The sequence below is a fragment of the Paenibacillus sp. JNUCC 34 genome (genome assembly GCF_058269055.1).
The window spans coordinates 2,194,273-2,215,846 of the sequence record NZ_CM177770.1; the positions used below are offsets into that span (position 1 = coordinate 2,194,273).

The 21,574-nt window shown below is 45.4% G+C and carries 18 protein-coding genes; 16 read left to right on the forward strand and 2 right to left on the reverse strand.

From position 1 onward, the window contains the following. The first annotated feature begins 21 nt into the window (after positions 1-21). The 4 genes from nagE to AC2TF5_RS10370 all read left to right on the forward strand — a co-directional run bounded on the left by nagE (position 22) and on the right by AC2TF5_RS10370 (position 5,011). On the forward strand, positions 22-1,479 hold the full coding sequence (gene nagE, locus AC2TF5_RS10355; protein ID WP_491302074.1) for an N-acetylglucosamine-specific PTS transporter subunit IIBC: 1,458 nt from the start codon (positions 22-24) through the stop codon (positions 1,477-1,479). Positions 1,480-1,791: 312 nt separating this feature from the next. Next, on the forward strand, positions 1,792-1,890 hold the full coding sequence (locus tag AC2TF5_RS10360; RefSeq protein WP_491302075.1) for a BlaI/MecI/CopY family transcriptional regulator: 99 nt from the start codon (positions 1,792-1,794) through the stop codon (positions 1,888-1,890). Between the two features lie 217 nt (positions 1,891-2,107). After that, positions 2,108-3,337: a DUF4367 domain-containing protein gene (locus AC2TF5_RS10365; RefSeq protein WP_491302076.1), complete on the forward strand. Its 1,230-nt coding sequence runs from the start codon at positions 2,108-2,110 to the stop codon at positions 3,335-3,337. A gap of 276 nt (positions 3,338-3,613) precedes the next feature. After that, on the forward strand, positions 3,614-5,011 hold the full coding sequence (locus tag AC2TF5_RS10370; RefSeq protein WP_491302859.1) for an amino acid permease: 1,398 nt from the start codon (positions 3,614-3,616) through the stop codon (positions 5,009-5,011). A gap of 17 nt (positions 5,012-5,028) precedes the next feature. On the opposite strand, the gene AC2TF5_RS10375 is transcribed toward AC2TF5_RS10370, so the two are convergent. After that, positions 5,029-5,655, reverse strand: coding sequence for a LysE family transporter (locus tag AC2TF5_RS10375; RefSeq protein WP_491302077.1), 627 nt, complete (start codon positions 5,653-5,655; stop codon positions 5,029-5,031). Positions 5,656-5,851: 196 nt separating this feature from the next. Between AC2TF5_RS10375 and AC2TF5_RS10380 the strand changes: the two genes are divergently transcribed. The 6 genes from AC2TF5_RS10380 to AC2TF5_RS10405 all read left to right on the forward strand — a co-directional run bounded on the left by AC2TF5_RS10380 (position 5,852) and on the right by AC2TF5_RS10405 (position 13,827). Beyond that, the gene (locus AC2TF5_RS10380) at positions 5,852-6,778 is read left to right on the forward strand and encodes a Gfo/Idh/MocA family protein (protein WP_491302078.1); all 927 of its coding nucleotides are present in this window, start codon (positions 5,852-5,854) and stop codon (positions 6,776-6,778) included. 76 nt (positions 6,779-6,854) lie between these two features. Continuing rightward, entirely contained in the window at positions 6,855-7,724 is an 870-nt protein-coding gene (locus AC2TF5_RS10385) for a DUF72 domain-containing protein (protein WP_491302860.1), read from the forward strand. Between the two features lie 226 nt (positions 7,725-7,950). After that, positions 7,951-10,827, forward strand: a complete 2,877-nt coding sequence (locus AC2TF5_RS10390) for a 2-oxoglutarate dehydrogenase E1 component (protein ID WP_491302079.1) — start codon at positions 7,951-7,953, stop codon at positions 10,825-10,827. A gap of 6 nt (positions 10,828-10,833) precedes the next feature. Beyond that, positions 10,834-12,105, forward strand: coding sequence for a 2-oxoglutarate dehydrogenase complex dihydrolipoyllysine-residue succinyltransferase (odhB, locus tag AC2TF5_RS10395; RefSeq protein WP_491302080.1), 1,272 nt, complete (start codon positions 10,834-10,836; stop codon positions 12,103-12,105). 196 nt (positions 12,106-12,301) lie between these two features. Further along, on the forward strand, positions 12,302-13,384 hold the full coding sequence (locus AC2TF5_RS10400; RefSeq protein ID WP_491302081.1) for a lactonase family protein: 1,083 nt from the start codon (positions 12,302-12,304) through the stop codon (positions 13,382-13,384). Positions 13,385-13,578: 194 nt separating this feature from the next. Continuing rightward, positions 13,579-13,827, forward strand: a complete 249-nt coding sequence (locus tag AC2TF5_RS10405; RefSeq protein WP_491302861.1) for a YuzB family protein — start codon at positions 13,579-13,581, stop codon at positions 13,825-13,827. 79 nt (positions 13,828-13,906) lie between these two features. Here the strand turns inward: AC2TF5_RS10405 and trhO are convergent, their stop codons facing one another. Beyond that, positions 13,907-14,803, reverse strand: coding sequence for an oxygen-dependent tRNA uridine(34) hydroxylase TrhO (gene trhO, locus AC2TF5_RS10410; RefSeq protein ID WP_491302082.1), 897 nt, complete (start codon positions 14,801-14,803; stop codon positions 13,907-13,909). A 264-nt stretch (positions 14,804-15,067) separates the two neighbouring features. Between trhO and AC2TF5_RS10415 the strand changes: the two genes are divergently transcribed. From AC2TF5_RS10415 to chrA, 6 genes are all read left to right on the forward strand, one after another. Beyond that, on the forward strand, positions 15,068-15,706 hold the full coding sequence (locus AC2TF5_RS10415; RefSeq protein WP_491302083.1) for an SGNH/GDSL hydrolase family protein: 639 nt from the start codon (positions 15,068-15,070) through the stop codon (positions 15,704-15,706). 238 nt (positions 15,707-15,944) lie between these two features. Continuing rightward, the gene (locus AC2TF5_RS10420) at positions 15,945-16,979 is read left to right on the forward strand and encodes an ABC transporter substrate-binding protein (protein ID WP_491302084.1); all 1,035 of its coding nucleotides are present in this window, start codon (positions 15,945-15,947) and stop codon (positions 16,977-16,979) included. Between the two features lie 57 nt (positions 16,980-17,036). Continuing rightward, the gene (locus tag AC2TF5_RS10425) at positions 17,037-17,954 is read left to right on the forward strand and encodes an ABC transporter permease (protein WP_491302085.1); all 918 of its coding nucleotides are present in this window, start codon (positions 17,037-17,039) and stop codon (positions 17,952-17,954) included. After that, complete coding sequence (locus AC2TF5_RS10430; protein WP_491302086.1) at positions 17,954-18,748, forward strand: ABC transporter ATP-binding protein; 795 nt, start codon at positions 17,954-17,956, stop codon at positions 18,746-18,748. The genes AC2TF5_RS10425 and AC2TF5_RS10430 overlap by 1 nt, the downstream gene beginning before the upstream one ends. Before the next feature lie 163 nt (positions 18,749-18,911). Continuing rightward, positions 18,912-20,147 carry a CynX/NimT family MFS transporter gene (locus AC2TF5_RS10435; protein ID WP_491302087.1) on the forward strand — a complete coding sequence of 412 codons (1,236 nt, stop codon included), beginning with the start codon at positions 18,912-18,914 and terminating at the stop codon, positions 20,145-20,147. Positions 20,148-20,294: 147 nt separating this feature from the next. Further along, complete coding sequence (gene chrA / locus AC2TF5_RS10440; protein WP_491302088.1) at positions 20,295-21,509, forward strand: chromate efflux transporter; 1,215 nt, start codon at positions 20,295-20,297, stop codon at positions 21,507-21,509. The last annotated feature ends 65 nt before the right edge of the window (positions 21,510-21,574 follow it).

The following is a 21,574-nucleotide window of genomic DNA, read 5'->3' on the forward strand; positions in this document are numbered from 1 at the left end:
GAAATTGAAAGGATGATTGACATGCTGGCAAAATTACAAAAGCTTGGTAAGTCCCTCATGCTACCTGTGGCTACACTGCCTGCGGCAGGTATATTACAAGGTCTCGGTTTGATCGACTATCAGGAAGATATCCCTTTAGGTGCACTCGGTGGGTTCCTGAATCAATATGTAACACCGTTTTTGAATGCAGGAGCGGGAGCCATTTTCGGTAACCTCGCCTTGATCTTTGCAATCGGGGTTGCAATCGGTTTCGCCGGAGATGCGGTTGCCGCATTGTCCGCGCTTATATCGTATCAGGTGCTGATCAAAGTGCTGGATCAAGTGCCGCTACAAATGCCTTTTATTGCAGATGATGTAAAGCTGAACATGGGAGTGCTCGGCGGTATTTTAGTGGGTATATGGTCTGCGTATTTGTATAGTAAATATCACAATATCAAAATGCCTGATTGGCTCGGCTTCTTTGCTGGAAAACGGTTTGTACCCATCATTACTGCTTTCTCTACGATGATTTTAGCGGTGCTCATTGGTATGATCTGGTACCCGGTACAAAACGTGATTGCAGATTTTGGTAACTGGATTGTAAGTCTTGGCGGTATCGGAGCATTTTTATTCGGTACAGCGAACCGTCTCTTGATTCCATTAGGTTTGCACCACGTGCTTAACTCAATCGCATGGTTCCAAATTGGTACGTTTACGGACGCTGCGGGTGAGATCTTTCAAGGTGATTTGTACAGATTCTTTGCTGGAGACAAATCAGCAGGTATGTTTATGACTGGTTTCTTCCCGATTATGATGTTCGCAATGCCTGCAGCAGCGCTTGCTTTCATTCATACGGCGAAGCCTTCAAAACGTAAATTGGTCGGTTCCATCTTTATCGGTTCGGCTGTCGCTTCTTTCTTGACAGGTATTACAGAACCTCTTGAATTTTCGTTCATGTTTATCGCTCCTGTACTGTATGTTGTACATGCGATACTGACCGGTCTTTCGGGTCTGATCATGTATCTGCTGGATGTGCATCTAGGATTCGCCTTCTCGGCCGGTTTGATCGATTATCTGGTGAATTTGAAGCTGTCCACCAATGCATGGATGCTCATTCCTGTTGGTCTGGCTTTCGGGGTACTGTATTATTTCCTTTTCCGGATCATCATCGTAAAGTTAAATCTGAAGACTCCAGGTCGTGAAGATGATGACGACGAGGTGGCAGATGATGCGTCTGTCGGAAATCCCGCTGCTGCTATATCCGGAGAATCAAAAGCGGCTAAAGTCCTTGCAAATATCGGCGGACCTGAGAACATTACGAGTATCGATGCTTGTATAACACGTTTACGTCTCGTGGTTAAAGACGACAAGGCTGTCAAGGACTCTGAGCTTAAAAAGTTGGGTGCTTCCGGGGTCATGCGTCTGGGTCAGGGTGCGGTGCAGGTTGTATTTGGACCGCAGGCTGAGTCGATTAAGGAAGATATCAAAAAAATGTTGTAAATCATTAAGAACACAAATAACAAGCAGCAATATGTGAGCTATAATGTCACATAAAAAGGGTATTTCAACATTGTTGAAATACCCTTTTTCTTATTACCGCTGTTGTTGTTCATATTTTTCGTATGGCCCCAGAACCGTAAACAGAGATTCATTTATGCAGTTTTTACTTTTTATATGTTCAATCGGTTGATATATGAAACCACAGGGCGTGAAATTTCATAGTTTTGTTAAAATTACAATTGTAATAGTTATTTGAATAGGTTATATTTACATATGTAATAGTTAATCAGAGATGAGAAGGGAGGAAAAACGATGGAGAAAATGCCCAAGATTTCGGAATCTGAGTGGGAAATCATGAAGGCCATTTGGCGGGAAAACCCGATGACAGCCGAGCAAATTGTGCAGCATTGAGGCATGCATTATGGCTAATTGTATTGTTGAGGCTCATGCTGCCGGTACTGCCGCAAAGTCCGGTAAGCTTGTTCAATGCAGTTCCTGCATGGATAGACATAAAAAATGCTGTATTAGGGGTTTCGTATCAGTTGAACAAGCCTGACGCGATATCCGAACACAGCCAAATAAAAAACACATATCAACCAGTCAAAAAGAGATGATGAGGAGAATTAGAATGATTCAATCTTTTAAAAAGGGTTCTTATAAATTTTCAATGATGGCGGTCATTCTCGTACTCTTGATCGGTACTGCAACGCTGACCAATGCGCGAGTATCCGAAGCTGGAGCTTCCGCTTGGATTCATGCCGAAGATGGCGGGAATGAAATGCTATTTCCGAATGAAGAATTTCGAGTATATGATAACCTTGAAAAAGGGGCGAAGGTAGCACCGTTTAAATTTAAAGTTCCATCCTTGCTGCCAGAGGGCTATGGTTTTAGCGATGTGAGCATTCAGTTCGATGCTTCGCCACCAAGTGTCGGCCTATCGTACGAGACTAAAATAAGCAAAAGTAGTGGCAACTTCAGCTTGAGAATTAAGTCAGGCGCTGATCTCCAGAAACAATATGATCAAATTTTGAGCATAGAGCAAGACGGAACCGATCAGGAGGATAGCGGGAAAGTTATAGAGAAAGAATCCCTATCCTTAGCCGGCATTGATGAAGGCTATAAAATTACGATTCGCATGACCACCTGGAAGGGACAGCCTGAAAGATATTATTATATCTGGAAGGATCAAGGCATAAGCTATGAATTAAGCTCCTACATCTTGTCCAGCAATGAAATGGAGAAAATCATCGCTTCCATGAAATTTCCCGATGCGAAGGTGAACAAACTTCATGTAGATAATGATTATCATAGGAAAATCATGAGCTCTTTGTATGATACCGAGGATATCCGGCGCGCTCAGGAACTGGTTGGTTTTAAAGCCGCTTTTCCGCGCAAGCTGCCCGGGGATTTTGCCGCCAGCAGTTCCTATGTTTCCCGAAAAGCGAATTTTAATCATGTGGAAAATGATAAGGATTCCATGCGCAAACTGTTTATTGTCAATTATAGCCGAGGCGATCACAAACAGAAAAATAAAGCTGATTCCGGTATCCGAGACGTTTCATTCAAGCAGATGTTAAACGGGGATATGTATCAGAAGATGAAAAAGAACGGCTGGGTTTCTTTTACGGGAATTGACAAAAAACGGAATAATATAAAGCTCAAAGCGATAACTATTCAAGGGCGGGAAGTGCTGCGTACAGAACCATACAATCTAGTTGGCTCACCTAAAGGTTCTAATAATCATAGCATAATCAGCTACTTCTGGTTAGACGGTAAAGTTTGTTATCAAGCCGTGTTCCAAGGTCAAGGAGCGGAGGAACAAAAAATAGTACAATATTTGATGAAACCAGACCGGTAACATAAATCGGTCAGATTGGTTGCAGTGTAAGGGGCGTCCTAAAAGGTCCATTGACCTAGCTAGGGCGCTTCTTTTTTCACGATAGCGGATAATAAACTCTTTGAACTGAATAAGGCGTATAAAAGAAACATTGTGAGACAATCTTGAATATAATCGGGACGGCCTGTATAGTCAAAAACCGACCAGCACATAATGAAGTTGAACAGTCTTCACTTAAGCGGTAAATCATCTTTAAAAGGTGAATTCCTTTAGAAGAAAAAATGGGGGGGGATTCCAATCAGCCAGACAGCGTCTAAGCAATCAGGAGATAAAACGGAAAGAACGTTAACATGGTGGCAGCTCTCTCTTCTAGGAGTGGCGTCAACGATAGGCACTGGATTTTTTCTGGGTTCAGGTCTTGGTATTAAGCTCGGAGGACCTGCCGTATTGATATCATTTATTTTTGCTGCGATAGGGACATTTATCGTGTTTGATGTACTAGCACGAATGACAGCGGAGGATCCTCAAAAGGGATCATTCCGTTCCTATGCAAAAAAAGCCCACGGGCGATGGGCCGGTTTCTCGACAGGATGGATGTATTGGTGCTCGGAAGTGTTAATTATGGGAAGCCAGATGACGGCCCTTTCCATCTTTACTCGCTTTTGGTTCCCTGCTGTTCCGATGTGGGTATTTGCGGCGATATATGCTGTGCTCGGTTTATTGGTTATTTGGATCGGTAACAAAGGGTTTGATCGACTGGAAAATATACTTGCTATCGTTAAAGTAGCAGCCATACTAATGTTTCTGGTTATCGCATTTATTGCATTGATGGGCTGGTTAAAAGGGGGGACGCAGCCGAAAGTACCAACAACACCATCGGCATTTTTCCCGACGGGAGGTCTCGGATTGTGGTCTTCGCTAATTTTTGCTTTCTACGCTTTTGGCGGAATTGAAGTCATGGGAGTCATGGCAGTCAGGCTCAAAAATCCGAAGGATACGCCAAAGTCAGGTCGGGTCATGATCTTGCTACTGGCTGTAATTTACGTTTTATCCTTGGCTCTTGCGCTAACGATGTTGCCTTGGAACAAATTCCCTACGACCGAAAGCCCATTTATCATTGCTTTACAGTCTTACCATCTGCCATTTGTGCCTCATGTGTTCAATGCCGTTCTCATTATAGCCGGCTTTTCAACGATGGTTGCATCCTTGTATGCAGTTACCACGATGCTCGTGACTTTATCCGAGGATCATGACGCGCCAAAGCTGTTTTCGAGAAAAATGTTTAAACGTAAGACGCCGATGTACGCTTTGGGTTTAACCGCTTCAGGGCTCATCCTTTCCATTGTTCTGTCTTTGCTTATGCCCGGGAAAATTTATGAATATTTAACTACAGCGGCAGGACTTATGCTTCTGTATAACTGGTTTTTCATTCTTATCTCTGCTGGGCGAAATCTGGAATTGACTGTATGGGGACAGACGAAAAGGTATACAGGCATGATCCTCATCCTGCTTGCGGTGAGCGGGACACTGTTTCATGCAACAAGCCGTCCAGGATTTTGGATCAGTCTAATTTTTTTAGTGGTTATTGCAGCGGTAGTTTTGATCATGCAGTCCATTTGGCGTAAAACTGAGAAGAACAATGAAGATAACGAAAAGTCGAAACAGTCAAAGCTGCGTGCTAAGCCTATTAGATAATCAGCAGCAGAAATATGTCAGAAGAATAACACCTTTAGCGCTCGGATGCCAAAGTAAACACCGAACCCAATCAGTGACAGCCCGGATAAAACGGAAATGATAGAAATGGCACGGCTGCTCATATATCTGCGGAATATGCTGGCCATACCGGCCATCGTCAAATCCCAGATTAATACTCCCAGAATAATCGCCATACTGAATATCAGGAGGTCGCCTGTCCCATAATCTGCTGCTGTCTTAACAAGCACAGAACCGTAAATACCGAGCCAGAACAAAATGGTCATCGGATTGGAAAGTGACATGAGAAAACCAGAAAATACAGTAGAAAGCAAGGATCCCTCTTTCTTTTCTGTGCTGATGGTTGCTTTGCCAGCGCTAAGCACGCTTTCAACACCCGTGTAGATGAGCACAAAAGCGCCGAACAGCCATAGAAAGGTCTGCATAAACGGAGTGCTTAGAAAATGGACGACGCCAAGATAAACGAGCGCCATGTACAAGATGTCTGCCAGTACTGCACCAAGCCCAAACAACCAGGAGTGCCAGAAGCCCTTTTTTAACCCTTTGTCCAGCTGGGCGGCGTTAATCGGACCGATCGGCGCGGATAAGGACAGTCCGAGAAAAATATAACTAAGAAACAAACTCATATTTTCACTCCTCTTCTTCGTGACAGAATCGGCGTATGGATATGCTCGTACACATTGTATTCAGTCTGAATGGTGTGTAAAACCAATTCAAGAAATTAAGATAAAAAAACCGTGCTTAAACACGGTTTTTTTGTTTTCTATAATGATTGTTTATAATAGAAGAAAATGCTAGTACAGCGAATAGGGGGCGTCATACATGAAAGTTGGGATTATTGGACTTGGGAGTATTGCTCAGAAAGCGTATCTTCCGGTTATGGCGGGAATTCAGGGAGTGGATTGGGTACTCTCGACAAGAAATGAATCTGTTCTGGAACAAGTAAAAGCAAAGTATCGGATAACAGAGACTGCACAAACCATCGAGAAGCTGATACAGACAGGAATCGATGCGGCTTTTGTACATACATCGACAGAATCACATCCAACAATCATTGAAACATTACTGAATGCGGGCATCCACGTCTATGTGGATAAGCCGATTGGATATACATACGAACAAGCCAAGAATTTAACAGAGCTAGCACACCAAAAGAATTGTGTACTCATGACCGGATTCAACCGAAGGTTCGCTCCAATGGTGTCTGCGCTTAAAGAGATGAAAAACCGAACTTATATTTATATGGAAAAAAACCGTATTCATCAACCGGATTTCGCACGTCGTTTCATTTTTGACGACTTTATCCATGTGGTAGATACAATCTCGTATTTGTCTCCTGGCCCAGTCCGTGATGTTTCTGTTTCTCCACAGATTCAGGACGGAATGTTGGTTCAAGTGATGATCAAACTTGAGGGTGATAATTATACATCCATCGGATTCATGAATCGAGATAACGGAATTACGGAAGAGCGGTTGGAAGTTATCAGTTCTGGTCAGAAGCACATGATCCGGGATCTTAATACTACAATTCATTTCAGCCAAGGAGAAGAGAAACACCGAGCATTTGGAGATTGGGAGCCGGTATTGAAGCGGCGCGGGTTTGATGACATCATTACACGTTTTCTCAAAAGTGTTACGGGAGAGGTCCGGCAAGAGCCGTCTATGGAAGAAGCACTGGAAACACATCGTTTGTGCGAGATTATTGTGAAAAAGGCAGAAGAGAATGGAGCTATCGTCTGGAAGCTTTGACTTTTGAATGCGCAAAAAAAAGGTAAATAACGAAAGACGGTTGTTCTAATACCTAGTTGATATGGAGAGGATAATGATGCCGAGAGAGGAATCCATTGGCAACCGCATCCGTATTGGATTGTCTGGCTGGGGAGATCATGATGATCTTTACGAAGAGGGCACCAAGGCGGCAGAGAAGTTGAGGGCATATACACGGCACTTTCCTATTATCGAGATGGATAATTCGTTCTATGCGATTCCGGCACCGGATCGGATGGACAAATGGAGTGCACAAACTCCGGATGATTTTGGCTTTATTGTCAAAGCCTATCAAGGTATGACAGGTCACTCGCGCGGCAAAAATCCTTATTCGGATATGAAAACGATGTTTGAGGTCTTTAAAGAATCTGTGAACGTGTTAATGCAGCAGGAAAAGCTAAAGACGGTTCTGTTCCAGTATCCGCCTTGGTTTGACTGCGAGCGAAAGCATGTCGAAATTCTAAAGCGTACTCGGGAATGGATGGACGGCTTTCCGGTCGCGCTGGAATTTCGCAATCAGAGCTGGTTTGTATCAGAATACAGGGAGAAGACGCTGCAGTTCATGCGGGATGAGGGTTGGATTCACAGCATTGCCGACGAACCGGAAGCGGGGATCGGCTCTGTTCCGGTCGTGCTTGAACCCACGCAGGGGCATGCAACAATGATCCGGCTTCACGGACGTAATGCCTCTGGTTGGCATGCAAGTGGAGAGGCTAATTGGCGTGAGGTACGATATTTGTACCGTTACAGCGCTGAGGAGTTGGAAGAATGGAAACAAAATTTATTCACTTTGCTACATTCCACGAAGGAATGCTGGCTGATCTTTAACAATAACTCGGGTGGAGATGCTGCAGCCAACGCGAAGCAGTTGATGGAACTTTTAGGATTGGACATCGGTCCTGTTCCTGTCAGACAGATGGAATGGTAAATAAACATTAATTGATGGTTATTTATCCTTATAATGTAAAGTTGAAGGGGGTGTTTGCTCTTTTATAACAGAACCGTCACGAAATAGACGCAAATTCATCTGTTTATGAGATGATTATTATATAAAAAGGCTATTTTCGGTATGGTGGTTAAGTGTATTATAATGAATTTGTAAGAAGAATTTCCGTCCATGAACTATCAAAATAATCTGACGGAGGGAGTCAGCGATGAAGACCCTTGACAGAATGACAGAGGGACCATGGCAGAAATATCACGGTCCAAATTTAGGGTACATTCAAGACCAGTATGAAAAGTTTCTAAAAGATCCACAATCTGTGGAGCCGGCATACCGTGATCTGTTTGCCAGCTGGGGATCTCCTCCATCTTTGCCAAACAAAGAAAAGAAAGCGGATACGCAGGTAACTGGCGGTACATTTGACCGCAATTTACTGAAAAAGGGCGTGAATGCCGGTAAGCTGGTGTGGAACATCAGAACTTACGGTCATCTTGCCGCAGACATTGATCCGATTGGTATCGGAACGAAGGTAGACACCCGTCTTCTTCAACCTGAAACGTACCAGCTTAGCCAAGCGGATTTGACAGCCCTGCCTGCAGAAGTCGTGTGGGAAGAAGCTCCCGGCGATGTGAAGAATGGGTGGGAGGCGATCCAAAGGCTGCATCAGATATATACAGGAACGATCGCCTATGAATTCAGTCATGTACATGAAGAGGAAGAGCGGAATTGGCTGAACAGCCAGGCCGAATCAGGCACCAACCCTGCACCGTTGAATGGGAACGAGAAAAAACACCTGCTGAAGAGATTGCTTGAAGCAGAGCAATTCGAAGAGTTTTTGCATCGCACGTTTGTAGGTGCAAAACGCTTCTCTATTGAAGGTAACGATGCACTCATCCCTATGCTGGATGAGATCGTACGGGAAATGGCCCATGCGGATGTCAGATCTATTTTGATGGGCATGGCCCACCGGGGACGTCTGAATGTGCTTGCTCATGTTCTGGGTAAATCGTACAGCAAAATTTTCTCGGAGTTCCTAAACTCGCCTAACAAACACCTGGTGCCTTCTGAAGGATCCATGGGAATTAATTATGGTTGGACCGGCGACGTAAAGTACCACCTTGGAGCAGATCGCTTCCTTAAGGAAGAAGATGCGCATGATGTTCGTATTACACTTGCGAATAACCCGAGTCACCTCGAGTTTGTAAATCCGGTTGTTGAAGGGTTTGCACGTGCAGCCCAAGAAGACCGCAGTAGACCAGGATACCCGAAGCAGGACGTTAACAAAGCAGCGACGATTCTGATTCATGGTGATTCTGCATTCCCTGGTGAAGGCATTGTAGCAGAGACGCTCAACTTCAATAAGCTTCCTGGATTCCGCAACGGCGGTACGATTCATATCATCGTAAACAACCGTATCGGCTTTACAACAGAAGGCAAGGATTCACGTTCCACATTTTACGCCAGTGACCTTGCTAAAGGTTATGAAATCCCGATTATTCACGTGAACGCTGATGATCCGGAGGCATGTATCGCTGCTGCTCGTCTTGCAAGCGAATACCGCAACAAGTTCAAGAAGGATTTCCTGATTGACCTCGTCGGTTACCGCAGATATGGTCATAACGAGACAGATGATCCGGAAACGACTCAGCCGCTCATTTATCAAAAAGTTAAACAGCATGACACCGTTGCCAACCTGTATATGAAAAAACTTGTTGGTGGAAAAGTCATGACTCAAATAGATGCGGATGAATTAAAGGCAAAAGTTCAAAACGGTTTGAAGGATGCTTATGACAGCGTCAAGTCGAAAGAGCCAGTGGATCATGTGCTCCTGAGTATGAACCCGACCGGCGACAACAGCAAGCCGAAGGCTAACACAAGTGTACCAGCTGAAACGCTCCGAGCCATAAATGCCGAGCTTCTTCAATGGCCTGAAGGATTTACAGTTTACCCTAAACTTCAGCGTATTCTTGAACGCCGCAGCACTTCGCTTCAAGATGGTGAGAAAGTAGATTGGGGACATGCTGAAACGTTGGCTTTTGCCTCCATTCTTGCTGATGGGCAGCCGATTCGAATTACGGGACAAGATGCGGAACGTGCTACGTTTGCACACCGTAACCTTGTTCTGCATGATTCTGTTGATGGAACAACGTTCTGTCCATTGCACCAATTGTCACATGCCAAAGCTTCATTTGCCATACACAACAGTCCGCTTTCCGAGGCTTCGGTATTGGGCTTTGAGTACGGATATAATGTATACTCTCCTGAAACTTTGGTGATCTGGGAAGCCCAGTATGGTGACTTTACGAACTGTGCCCAGGTTATCATTGACCAGTTCATCACATCCGGACGCTCCAAATGGAGACAGAAATCCAGTCTCGTGATGATGCTTCCGCACGGTTATGAGGGACAGGGCCCTGAGCACTCAAGTGCCAGACTTGAAAGATTCCTGCAGCTTGGCGGTGAAGACAACTGGACTGTTGCAAATCTGACAAGTTCAGCTCAATATTTCCATCTGCTTCGCAGACAGGCTTCTATCGTGAATACAGAAGATGCCCGTCCGCTTGTACTGATGGCTCCGAAGAGCTTAATTCGGAATCCGCGGGTAGGATCACCGGTAACCTCATTCAGTGAAGGCTCCTTTCAAGAAGTTATTGAGCAACCTGGACTTGGACAATCGCCGAAAAAGGTTGAACGTCTCGTACTGTGCTCTGGTAAAGTAGCTGTAGATCTGGAAGAAGCGATCGATAAACAGAAGGATGAGGATCATTCCTGGCTGCATGTGCTTCGTGTAGAGCAATTGTATCCGTTCCCGAAAGAGGAAATTGCCCGGATTATGAAGCAGTATCCGAATGTGAAGGAAATCCTCTGGGTTCAGGAAGAGCCACAGAACATGGGTGCATGGAGTTACATGGAACCGAGAATTCGCGAAATCGCACCGAAGGGTACTGAGGTTCGTTACAGCGGGCGTCCGGAACGTTCAAGCCCGGCGAGCGGGTATCAGGATGTGCACGTGTACGAACAACAAACAATCATTTCTTTTGCCCTGAATCGCAAAACTATAAATCAACATATCTCATTGGGGAGGTAAGCGGCTGTGAACGAAATAACTGTACCAGCTATGGGCGAATCTATCACCGAAGGAACGATATTTAAATGGCATGTTAAAGAAGGGGATAGCGTTAACATCGGTGATGTTCTGCTCGAGTTAGAAACGGATAAAGTCAATCTTGAAATCAGTGCGGAGGCAAGCGGTGTTGTGCAAAAAATCCTTCGCCAGGAAGGGGACAACGTAACGATCGGTGAAGTCATCGGTCAAATTTCCCCAGAAGAAGGAGTAGGTAACGAGCCAGCAGCACCAAAGGCAGCTGAAACTCCGACACCTGCACAAGCGGAAAGTAAAGCTGCTCCAGTAGAGCAGCCTAAATCGCCAGCACCTCCGGCAGAAAGCGGAGACGGTTCAACACCGCCGGCTTCACCTGCCGCACGTAAACTAGCGCGTGAGCGCGGGATTGATCTGGACCAGGTACAGGGCCGCGACCCAATTGGTCGTATCTACCATGAAGATGTGAAAAACCACTCTAATGGTGGAAGCAAGGCAGCAGCGACTGAGAGCAAGTCTGTAGCACCGGCAGTGGCTTCATCGGCTCCGGCTGAGAACCCTGCCAAGCCGACAGAACGCCAGCGTATGTCTCGTCGCCGTCAGACGATCGCTAACCGTCTAGTTGAAGCTCAGCATACAGCAGCTATGCTGACTACATTTAACGAAGTTGATATGACCGCCATTCTGGACGTTCGTAAGCGCCGGAAAGACGCTTTCAAGGAAAAGCATGACGTAAGTTTAGGGTTTATGTCCTTCTTTACCAAGGCAGTTGTAGGAGCATTGAAGCGTTATCCGCTGCTGAATGCAGAAATTGATGGCGAGGATATCATTCTTAAGAAATTTTATGATATCGGTATTGCAGTTTCGGCTAAAGAAGGTTTGGTTGTACCTGTTGTTCGTGACGCCGATCGCTTGGGCTTTGCCGAGATCGAGAAGGAGATCGTTGATCTCGCAGGTAAAGCACGTAGTAATACGTTATCTCTGTCTGAACTGCAAGGTGGAACCTTTACGATTACCAACGGTGGTGTGTTTGGATCGCTCCTCTCGACTCCAATTTTGAACACCCCTCAAGTCGGTATTCTGGGTATGCATAAGATCCAGCTTCGTCCAGTGGCCATAGATGCGGAACGTTCTGAGAATCGTCCGATGATGTACATCGCACTTTCCTACGATCACCGTATCGTTGACGGGGCAGAAGCGGTACGTTTCCTTGTAACCGTGAAGGAACTGCTTGAAGATCCGGAATCTCTCTTGTTGGAAGGTTAATGAACTACTGTAAAAGGCTGCCCTGCAGATTTCTGTCGGGCAGTCTTTTTATTGCTAGAAACAGTAATAGCTACCACGCGGTTGAATGGTGATATGGAAGAAGTGGGATTGATTTCTTCGAACCGGGAAGTGTAACATGAGTAATGAAGTGGACATGCCCATCTCAAGATGGCAGTGTGAAAGGAGAGGTATAACAATGGATACAGAAAAGGTTAGCCGGACGTTGGTATTTACGGGCTCATATGCAGAAACGGGTGAGAACGGTATTTGTGTTTATTCATTTGATCAAGACAGTGGTGAATTACAGCTGCTGGATCAAAGTTCAGGAATAAAGAACCCTACTTTCCTCAATGTGGACACGGTGACAAACCGTTTATATGCGATTGGAGAGGTATCAGAGGACGGGGGAAAAGTCGGTGAAGTGGTGACGTTTGATATCGATCCTTCTACAGGGACTCTTAATCAATTAAGCCGCATTCATGGAAGCAGTAGTTCAACATGTCATATTCAGAGGGATTTGGAAGATAAGTACCTGATCGTATCAAGCTATCACGGAGGTCGGGTGAGTTTATTGTCCTTGGATGACAACGGTGTGGCAGATAAACTATTGGATGAGCAGTACCACGAAGGACACCGTGCTGACGCAGAACAGCAGCCTAGAGCGCATTCAGCTTTTTTCAGTCCCGATGGTAAATACATATTCGTTCAGGACTTGGGTCTGGACAAAATTATCGCATACCAAATCAATAAAACTGAGAACAAGCTTGAGTTTCACGGAGAGACTCAGCTAACGGCGGGATCAGGTCCGCGCCATCTTGCTTTTCATCCGAGCGGCAAATACGCTTATGTAATTAATGAATTGAATTCAACGGTTACAGCATTCAATTATGTGTCAGAAGAGGGACGACTGGAGACAATTCAAACGATCTCTACATTACCTGCTGATTTTACTGGCGAAAGTTATTGTGCGGAGATTGCCGTTTCAGAAGATGGACGTACCGTTTACGGTTCCAACCGGGGGCATGACAGTATTGTGGTCTTTTCTGTAGATGCAAGCTCCGGTGAGCTAAGCCCGATACAGTATATTTCCACAGAGGGAGGACACCCGCGTCATTTCTCTTTGATGCCTGAAGGTAAGTTTATGATTGTGGCGAACCGTGACGGTAACAATCTTGTACTGTTCACAGTTGACCCTGAGAATGGAACGCTGCAGTTTACAGGAAAGACAACGAAGCAATCCAAACCGGTGTGTGTTAAACCGGCTGTGTTTAAACTCTAATTAATCGACAATAACAAAGAGTCAGTCCCCAAAATTCTCTCGTTAAAAAATCAATTAAGAAATTCGGGGGCAAGAGCGATTGTAGGAACGATTCGTATTCGTAGCGTCTCATGAGATAAATTGACAAAAGCATCTGAATTCCTCATAATAAACTGACGTATTTCTATAATAGAATTCAGGTGATCATAATCATGATGGGTATCGTTGTAGTGGAAGTTTGCGACAGCAACTTGATGAGCGCCTTGGATCTGGAGCATTTAGAAGAACTGTATCCTGAAATTGCGGTACTTCGCGCGGATTGCATGAACCTTTGCGGTCTGTGCAAGCTTCGACCTTATGCTCTGGTTAATGGTAAACGCGTATTCGGCAAATCAACTGAAGAATGCGTGGACAAAATCAAAGCTGCCATCGAATCTGAGCTGGCTGTCTTTCATGATAATTAATCGTCTACAGGACGTTTATAACAAAACGGCATGCTCGCTTTAATAAGCGGCATGCCGTTTGTGTTTAAGTGTTACTATATTATCCTGCAGCAACGGTTTCTTCACACGTATTGGAGCAGAAGCCTTGGTGCAGCTCTTCACATTGTTCACAGCAGATATGCTGCAGATGACAAGCATCATTGGCACAGTTGATGTAGCGGTCTGCTGGTTCGCCGCAATGATGGCATTTGCCTACAATAACATCTTCATCCGTATGATTGATCGGAACGGATATACGCTCGTCAAATACATAACATTTACCGTCAAAGAGACGACCTTGAATTTCAGGATCTTTACCGTAAGTTACGATTCCACCGTCCAGCTGGGCGACGTCTTGGAAACCTTCCTTCAACATGAACCCGGTAAGCTTTTCACAACGGATACCGCCGGTACAGTAAGTAAGAATTGTCTTGTCTTTATATTGACTCATATTCTCACGAATCCACTCAGGGAACTCACGGAACGATTCAACATCCGGACGGATGGCGTTTCTGAAATGACCGATATCATATTCGTAGTCCGTGCGGCCGTCGAGAACAACGACATCGTCCTGCTGAAGTTGCTCGAAAAATTGTTGTGGAGAGAGGCGTTTACCGCTAATCACATTCGGATCTAATTCATCCTCTACACGGAATGTAACGAGTTCTTCCCGGTGTCGGACGAACATTTTGCGGAATGCATGTCCCTCGGATGGGTCAATCTTGAATACCATATCAGCGAACAGTGGATTGGATTTCATGTCCCGCATATACTGTTCCGTCTGTTCAACCGTACCGGAAACCGTACCGTTAATGCCTTCAGAAGAGACAAGAATACGACCTTTGAGCTCGAGATCCTTGCAGTACTGCAAATGCTCGTTCTTGAAGGCTTCGGGATCCGAGATATGGACGAATTTATAATATAATAAAATTTGATAGGACTGTTGTTGTTCAGTCATGAATGATCACCTGTTCTTTTTGGGATTTCGGTTAAGAGCATACTATAAAATTGTAGTGAATTCTTGTCATTTAGTCAACTTTTATGTATAAAAAGTTTGCTAGTATTTATGCAGACATTAAAGGTAATAATATTTTGTCGCGAGGGGTTGGAAGAGCACGGAATAGCGTATATGATAAGCTTATGGACTCCCAATGTTACAAGTGAACATTAAATAGGCTAACGTTTCGAGTCGAATTTTTCGTTTCTTGAGGAGTGTGCATAAATGCTACATAAGGATGAAGAAAAGGTACTATTGTTCCAGGGAGACAGCATTACCGATTGCGGTAGGAATTACAGTGATCCCGATAGTCTTGGAAGCGGTTATGCATTAATGGTTGCTGGTAAGCTTGGCTTGAAGTACCCAGAAAAAGGAATGCGCTTTCTTAACCGCGGGATCAGTGGCAACCGTGTGGTTGATTTAAGGTCTCGCTGGGATGAGGATTGTATTCATCTGAACCCTTCATGGGTATCGATTCTGGTAGGTATTAATGAAGTAGGTTGGAGATATCACCGTGGAGAACCCACTTCAACACAAGCTTACTATGAAGGATACAGAGAGCTTTTGGTCCAAACCCGTGAAAAAACCGGTGCAAAAATCATTCTGATGGAGCCTTTCCTGCTTCCTGTCACCGAAGAGAAGAAGCATTGGCGCGAAGATTTGGATCCAAAGATTCAAGCGGTGCGTGAATTGGCCCGTGAGTTTAATACACTGTATGTACCATTAGACGGGTTGTTCGCAGCAGCAAGTGCACAGCATGATATGACGTATTATGCCCCGGATGGAGTCCATCCCACACCGGCAGGGCACGCTTTAATGGCAGATGCGTGGCTCGCAGCACTTAAAGGTAAATCATTTTTATAAACCATGATATTATAATTTCTAATGATGAGAGAACATCTTTGGCAGAGCTGAGGATGTTTTTCCTTATTTAATCAAAAATCACAATTGACGTAACCTGCAACCTGCATATAGAATATGCATAATAAACCGTTGTTCATATATTTTTTTTGCTTTAATACTTTCGTCGATAAAAGCGTCTCAGCGGTGTCGCTTTGTGTCGATCATCAAATGTCTCGATAAAGAGAGGGGTTAATTTCCGTTGAAGAAAAAAATGTGGTTATCGTTGACATTGTCCGTGTTATTGCTGACAGCTGCCGGTTGCGGAAGCAAGCCGGATTCAGGTACTCCATCAGCTGGTTCCGGTGGTGACACAGATAAGAAGCAGTTTAAAATTGCGATTTCGCAATATGTTGAGCATCCATCGCTCGACGCTACTCGCGAAGGAATTATGGCAGCGCTTAAAGACGGAGGAATTTCCGAGCCTGACACCTTGAAATTGGACTACAACAATGCTCAAAACGATTCCACCAATAACCTTTCAATCGGGCAAAAGCTGAAGGATTCCAAGAATGACCTGATTATCGCGATTGCTACACCTTCGGCTCAGGTGATTGCAGATAAAGTGAAGGAAACTCCCGTCTTATTTGCGGCGGTAACAGATCCACTTGACTCCAAGCTGGTGAGTGATCTGGAAAAGCCGGGCGGCAACGTCTCCGGAGCATCGGACACGAACCCTGATGCTACGAAACAGCTCATGAAATTTATCAGCACTCATTTTCCTAATGTGAAGAAGGTCGGCCTCATTATTAATGAAGGGGAACCGAACGCTGTGGTTATGTCCAAGACAGCTGAGGAAGCATTGAAAGAACATGGTATCGAGTTGGTCAAGGCGGCTGTAACGAACACCTCGGAAGTAAAACAAGCTGCGGAATCGCTTGTTGGCAAGGTGGATGCTTTTTATATTACTCTCGATAATAACGTTGTAAGCGGCGCAGACACGATTGTCCAAACGGCTAAAGCCAACAAAATTCCGTTCTTCGCAAGTGACCGGGACACGGTCGAGAAGGGTGCTTTCGCTACGGTAGGATTCAAATATTATGACCATGGATATCAAGTAGGTCAAATGGCTGTAGAAGTACTGAAGAATGGAAAGAAACCTGCGGATATGAAAATTACGATTCCGGATAAATTGGATTTGATTCTGAATGTCAAGGCAGCAGCTGATTACGGAATTGAAGTAACAGACGCCATGAAACAGGAAGTCAAAGACCCGGATAATAACATCATTCAGTAGCAGTAAGGCGCGGACATGAATGCCCGCGCCTTGCTTAATCATATAGGAGGGCATGACATGATTGAATTCCTGAGTAAATTGGATGGTCCCATCGAATTAGGTCTGTTATATGCTCTTATGGCACTTGGCGTGTATATAACATTTAGAATTTTGGATTTTCCTGATTTGACCGTTGATGGCAGCTTTACGATGGGTGGCGCGATTGCTGCGATCCTGATCACAGACGGAGTTTCTCCTTGGCTTGCAACATTGGGTGCTTTCACCGGAGGGATGCTCGCAGGTGCTTGTACGGGTCTGCTGCATACAAAAGGGAAAATCAATGGATTATTGTCTGGTATTATTATGATGATTGCTCTTTATTCCATTAACATGAGGATTTTGGGCAAACCTAACGTTTCTCTAAGTGGAGAAAATACGATATTTTCGACACTTGACCCGATCTTACTTATGGCTATTATTGTGATTGCTGGTAAACTGCTGCTGGATGCATTTTTTCGTACCGATCTGGGTTTATCTTTGCGGGCCACAGGTGACAACAAACGGATGATCCGAAGCTTTGGGGTGAATACAGATACGACAACTATACTGGGTTTAAGTCTCTCCAATGGGTTGGTAGCTTTGTCCGGTGCTGTGGTTGCTCAGCAGTCGAGCTTTGCAGATATCGGCGCAGGGATCGGAATGATTGTTATTGGTCTGGCCTCCGTCATCATTGGAGAAGCCATCTTAGGCACAGGCTCTGTATTCCGTACAACAGCAGCGGTTATAATGGGCTCTATTATTTATCGTATTGTGGTATCCGCGGCTTACGAAATTGAATGGCTGGAAGCATCAGATCTCAAGCTTATAACTGCGATCATCGTCATTATCGCTCTGGTGGTCCCAACAATCCGCAGATCCATGAAACAGCGGTCTCATGCACGCAAGCGCTCCGCACAGCTATTAGCTCAAGGCAAGACAGAGGGAGGTGCGCTCTGATGTTGCAATTGAATAATGTGTCCAAGCTGTTCAATCCGGGTACGGTAGATGAAAAAATTGCTCTCGTGGGCATAAACCTTCATTTAAATCCGGGGGATTTCGTAACCGTTATCGGCAGTAATGGTGCAGGCAAATCCACACTGATGAATATCATTTCCGGAGTGATGAAGCCTGACGCAGGCGAGGTGAGCATTGATGGGAATTCCATTGGTCACCTGCCGGAATTCCGGCGCAGCCGATGGATTGGGAGGGTATTCCAGGATCCAATGGCTGGTACAGCACCACATATGACGATTGAAGAGAATCTGGCGATGGCCTACCGCCGTGGACAATCTCGTGGATTAAGAATAGGCGTGACTACAGCTAAGCGAAAAATGTTCCGTGAGCAGCTGATGCGACTCGGCATCGGCTTGGAAAACCGTTTGAGAGCAAAGGTTGGCATGCTGTCCGGCGGTGAGCGTCAGGCATTAAGCCTGCTCATGGCGACTTTCACCCAGCCGCGAATTTTGCTGCTGGATGAGCATACCGCTGCGCTTGATCCTGCTCGCGCAGAGCTAATAACCCGGCTTACTGATGACATTGTTCGCGAACTCAAACTGACAACGCTAATGGTAACGCACAATATGGAGCAGGCGATACGTCTTGGAAATCGTCTGATTATGATGGACAAGGGGCGGATCATCCTCGACGTGAACGAGGAACGCAAACAGCACTTGACAGTGGAACAATTGTTGGGTGAGTTTGAGCAGATCAGCGGACATAAGTTGTCTGATGACCGTCTTGTGCTTGGTTAATTCGGACCGTATTCTGAGTCTGCGATAAACCAAGCAATAGCATCAATAACGGAGAACCGCATCGAAAAGATGCGGTTTTTCCTCTTTGTAAGGTGGTTGCTGTTAAGTTTACAATTGTGATAAGTTTGTTTTTAATATTTATGTAGAGTGAGGAGTTTGTATCATGTCATCAAGTTATTCATCCATAGACCCTGACCAACAACAGGAGACACGCAAGTGGCTTCTTTTTGTTGGAATTATTTTAGTTGCGGTTAATTTACGGGCAGGTATTACATCTGTAGGTCCGTTGATTGGTATTATTCGTGATGATACAGGTATATCCAATGCATTGGCAGGAATGCTTACGACACTTCCCCTGCTTGCATTTGCGATTCTGTCTCCGGTCGCACCCGGATTAGCCAGAAGATTCGGGATTGAATCTGCACTTCTATTCAGTATGATGGTATTGACCGTCGGCATCTGGGTACGCTCGATATCATCTCCATGGACTCTGATGCTGGGAACGGCACTCCTCGGCATGGCTATTGCGGTAGGCAACGTTCTGCTTCCAAGTCTCATCAAGAGGGACTTCCCGCGCAGCATCGGTCTGATGACCGGAACCTATTCCATGTCGATGAACATGCTCGCAGCGATTGCCTCAGGAATAAGTATACCTCTGGCTTCACAGCCGAAACTGGGCTGGCAGGGATCGCTTGCGGTGTGGTCGGTATTGTCCGTACTGGCAAGCATCGTATGGATTATACAACGCCGTGGACGAGCTACAATTAGCAAAGTTAGCTCTGTGTCGAAGGGCGGAAATGTTATGAAGTCTAAGCTGGCTTGGCAGATCACATTGTTTATGGGACTCCAATCCTTCACCTTCTATGTTAATATTTCCTGGCTGCCTGAAATACTGCATAGTCAGGGACTGGATTACACTGCTGCGGGGTGGATGCTTTCTATTCTGCAATTTGTTAGCTTACCGTTCTCCTTTATTATTCCTGTACTTGCCGGGCGCAGACCCAATCAGCGCCTTCTGGTGTTGATCTCTGCTGCATGTATGTTTATAGGATATGTGGGCCTGTTATCAGGAATACAATCGATGAACTTACTGTGGGTAACTCTGATTGGTATTTCCGGTGGTGCGAACTTCAGCTTGTCGCTGATGTTCTTCACGCTTCGGACCCGGACGGCGCATGAAGCAGCGGCCTTGTCCGGTATGGCCCAGTCTATGGGTTATCTCCTTGCAGCCGTAGGTCCCATGCTGATCGGGTACATGCATGATTTTACACACGGCTGGAGTGTTCCGTTGATGATCTTGGCGGGAGTAGTTATAGTGTTGTTTATATTCGGTTTCGGTGCGGCAAAACCGGGATATATTTCTGCCGCGACGGAGAAATCAGAAGAAACAACCTATTGAAGATCAGGTACAATTTACGATTAGTCTAAAGAGAGCAGTCCGCTATGAGGCGACTGCTCTTTTTTTAACACAGAGTTAACACAAACCTGTATCGTATGTTCAGTATTTATTATATTGTGGTTCAATAACCGATACAGGAGGGATGAAATGTCCTCAATCCAACAAGATGAGCTAGAATCGAATTTCTCTAATCCGAGCAAGAGACGTGAATTGTGGAGTGTCTGGTGGACCGCGTTAAAGCTAGGGATGACCTCATTTGGGGGACCTATTGCGCACCTTGGATATTTTCACGAAGTTTATGTAACACGTAAAAAATGGATTGATGATAAATCGTTCGCCGATCTCGTCGCATTATGTCAGTTTCTTCCCGGTCCGGCCAGCAGTCAGGTTGGAATCGGCATTGGTGCCATGCAGGCAGGCATTTGGGGTGCAATTATTGCTTGGGTTGGATTCACCTTACCATCCGTGCTGGTACTCATTGCCTTTGCCTATATGATACATACCCTGGATGCCAGCGTGTTCGGCTGGCTTCATGGATTGAAACTAGTCGCGATTGCAGTTGTGGCACATGCCGTTGCAGGCATGGGCAGCAAATTAGCTGCTGGTCGGATCAAGGCAAGCATTGCATTTGGTGCGATGGCTGCTGTACTGCTCTGGCAGACCCCATGGATACAGGTCGCGGTCATTGGAACCGCCGGGATCGTTGGACTGTTCCTATTCAAGCAGGTGCCGCCGGTATCCGGTTTAATGAAGTCTTTTCGCATTGGACAGAAGACGGGGATTTTCTGTCTAGTTTTGTTTTCCATTTTGCTAGTAACGCTTCCTATTGTACGTCAGATAAGCGGGAACGAATGGATCGCTGTAGTGGATAGCTTCTACCGTACCGGATCTCTTGTATTCGGCGGTGGACATGTCGTCTTACCGTTATTGGAAACAGAGATGATGCAGAACGGTTGGATGAGTAAAGAGGATTTTATAGCGGGATATGGGGCAACTCAGGCTGTGCCTGGCCCATTGTTTACGTTCGCCGGTTATTTGGGAACACTCATACACGGAATACCAGGTGCTGTTGTGGCTGTGCTGGCGGTTTTTCTTCCAGGATTCCTGTTGGTCATAGGGGCTATGCCTTTCTGGAATCGGTTTAGAAGTAACGCTAGATTGCAGGGAGTTATATCTGGAATGAATGCGGCGGTGGTAGGTATTTTATTCGCTGCACTGTACGATCCTATTTGGAAATCATCGATTACCTCCGCATTGGAGTTAATCATTGCTGCGGGCCTATTTGTTATGTTGATGTTTTGGAAGTCGCCACCTTGGATTGTCGTTGTTGTTGGAGCAGCGGTTGGACAATTGTTGCTGTAACAGGTATGAATAATTCAATTAAGTTTAAGAACGTTAGTGCCTTGGCGCTAGCGTTTTTATTTTAA

What these genes read in the sequence shown, in the direction of transcription:
- nagE (WP_491302074.1), top strand. Translation starts at nt 22, where the DNA reads ATGCTGGCAAAATTACAAAAGCTTGGTAAGTCCCTCATGCTACCTGTG.
- AC2TF5_RS10360 (WP_491302075.1), top strand. Translation starts at nt 1,792, where the DNA reads ATGGAGAAAATGCCCAAGATTTCGGAATCTGAGTGGGAAATCATGAAG.
- AC2TF5_RS10365 (WP_491302076.1), top strand. Translation starts at nt 2,108, where the DNA reads ATGATTCAATCTTTTAAAAAGGGTTCTTATAAATTTTCAATGATGGCG.
- AC2TF5_RS10375 (WP_491302077.1), bottom strand. Translation starts at nt 5,655, where the DNA reads ATGAGTTTGTTTCTTAGTTATATTTTTCTCGGACTGTCCTTATCCGCG.
- AC2TF5_RS10380 (WP_491302078.1), top strand. Translation starts at nt 5,852, where the DNA reads ATGAAAGTTGGGATTATTGGACTTGGGAGTATTGCTCAGAAAGCGTAT.
- AC2TF5_RS10385 (WP_491302860.1), top strand. Translation starts at nt 6,855, where the DNA reads ATGCCGAGAGAGGAATCCATTGGCAACCGCATCCGTATTGGATTGTCT.
- AC2TF5_RS10390 (WP_491302079.1), top strand. Translation starts at nt 7,951, where the DNA reads ATGAAGACCCTTGACAGAATGACAGAGGGACCATGGCAGAAATATCAC.
- AC2TF5_RS10400 (WP_491302081.1), top strand. Translation starts at nt 12,302, where the DNA reads ATGGATACAGAAAAGGTTAGCCGGACGTTGGTATTTACGGGCTCATAT.
- AC2TF5_RS10405 (WP_491302861.1), top strand. Translation starts at nt 13,579, where the DNA reads ATGGGTATCGTTGTAGTGGAAGTTTGCGACAGCAACTTGATGAGCGCC.
- trhO (WP_491302082.1), bottom strand. Translation starts at nt 14,803, where the DNA reads ATGACTGAACAACAACAGTCCTATCAAATTTTATTATATTATAAATTC.
- AC2TF5_RS10415 (WP_491302083.1), top strand. Translation starts at nt 15,068, where the DNA reads ATGCTACATAAGGATGAAGAAAAGGTACTATTGTTCCAGGGAGACAGC.
- AC2TF5_RS10425 (WP_491302085.1), top strand. Translation starts at nt 17,037, where the DNA reads ATGATTGAATTCCTGAGTAAATTGGATGGTCCCATCGAATTAGGTCTG.
- AC2TF5_RS10430 (WP_491302086.1), top strand. Translation starts at nt 17,954, where the DNA reads ATGTTGCAATTGAATAATGTGTCCAAGCTGTTCAATCCGGGTACGGTA.
- AC2TF5_RS10435 (WP_491302087.1), top strand. Translation starts at nt 18,912, where the DNA reads ATGTCATCAAGTTATTCATCCATAGACCCTGACCAACAACAGGAGACA.
- chrA (WP_491302088.1), top strand. Translation starts at nt 20,295, where the DNA reads ATGTCCTCAATCCAACAAGATGAGCTAGAATCGAATTTCTCTAATCCG.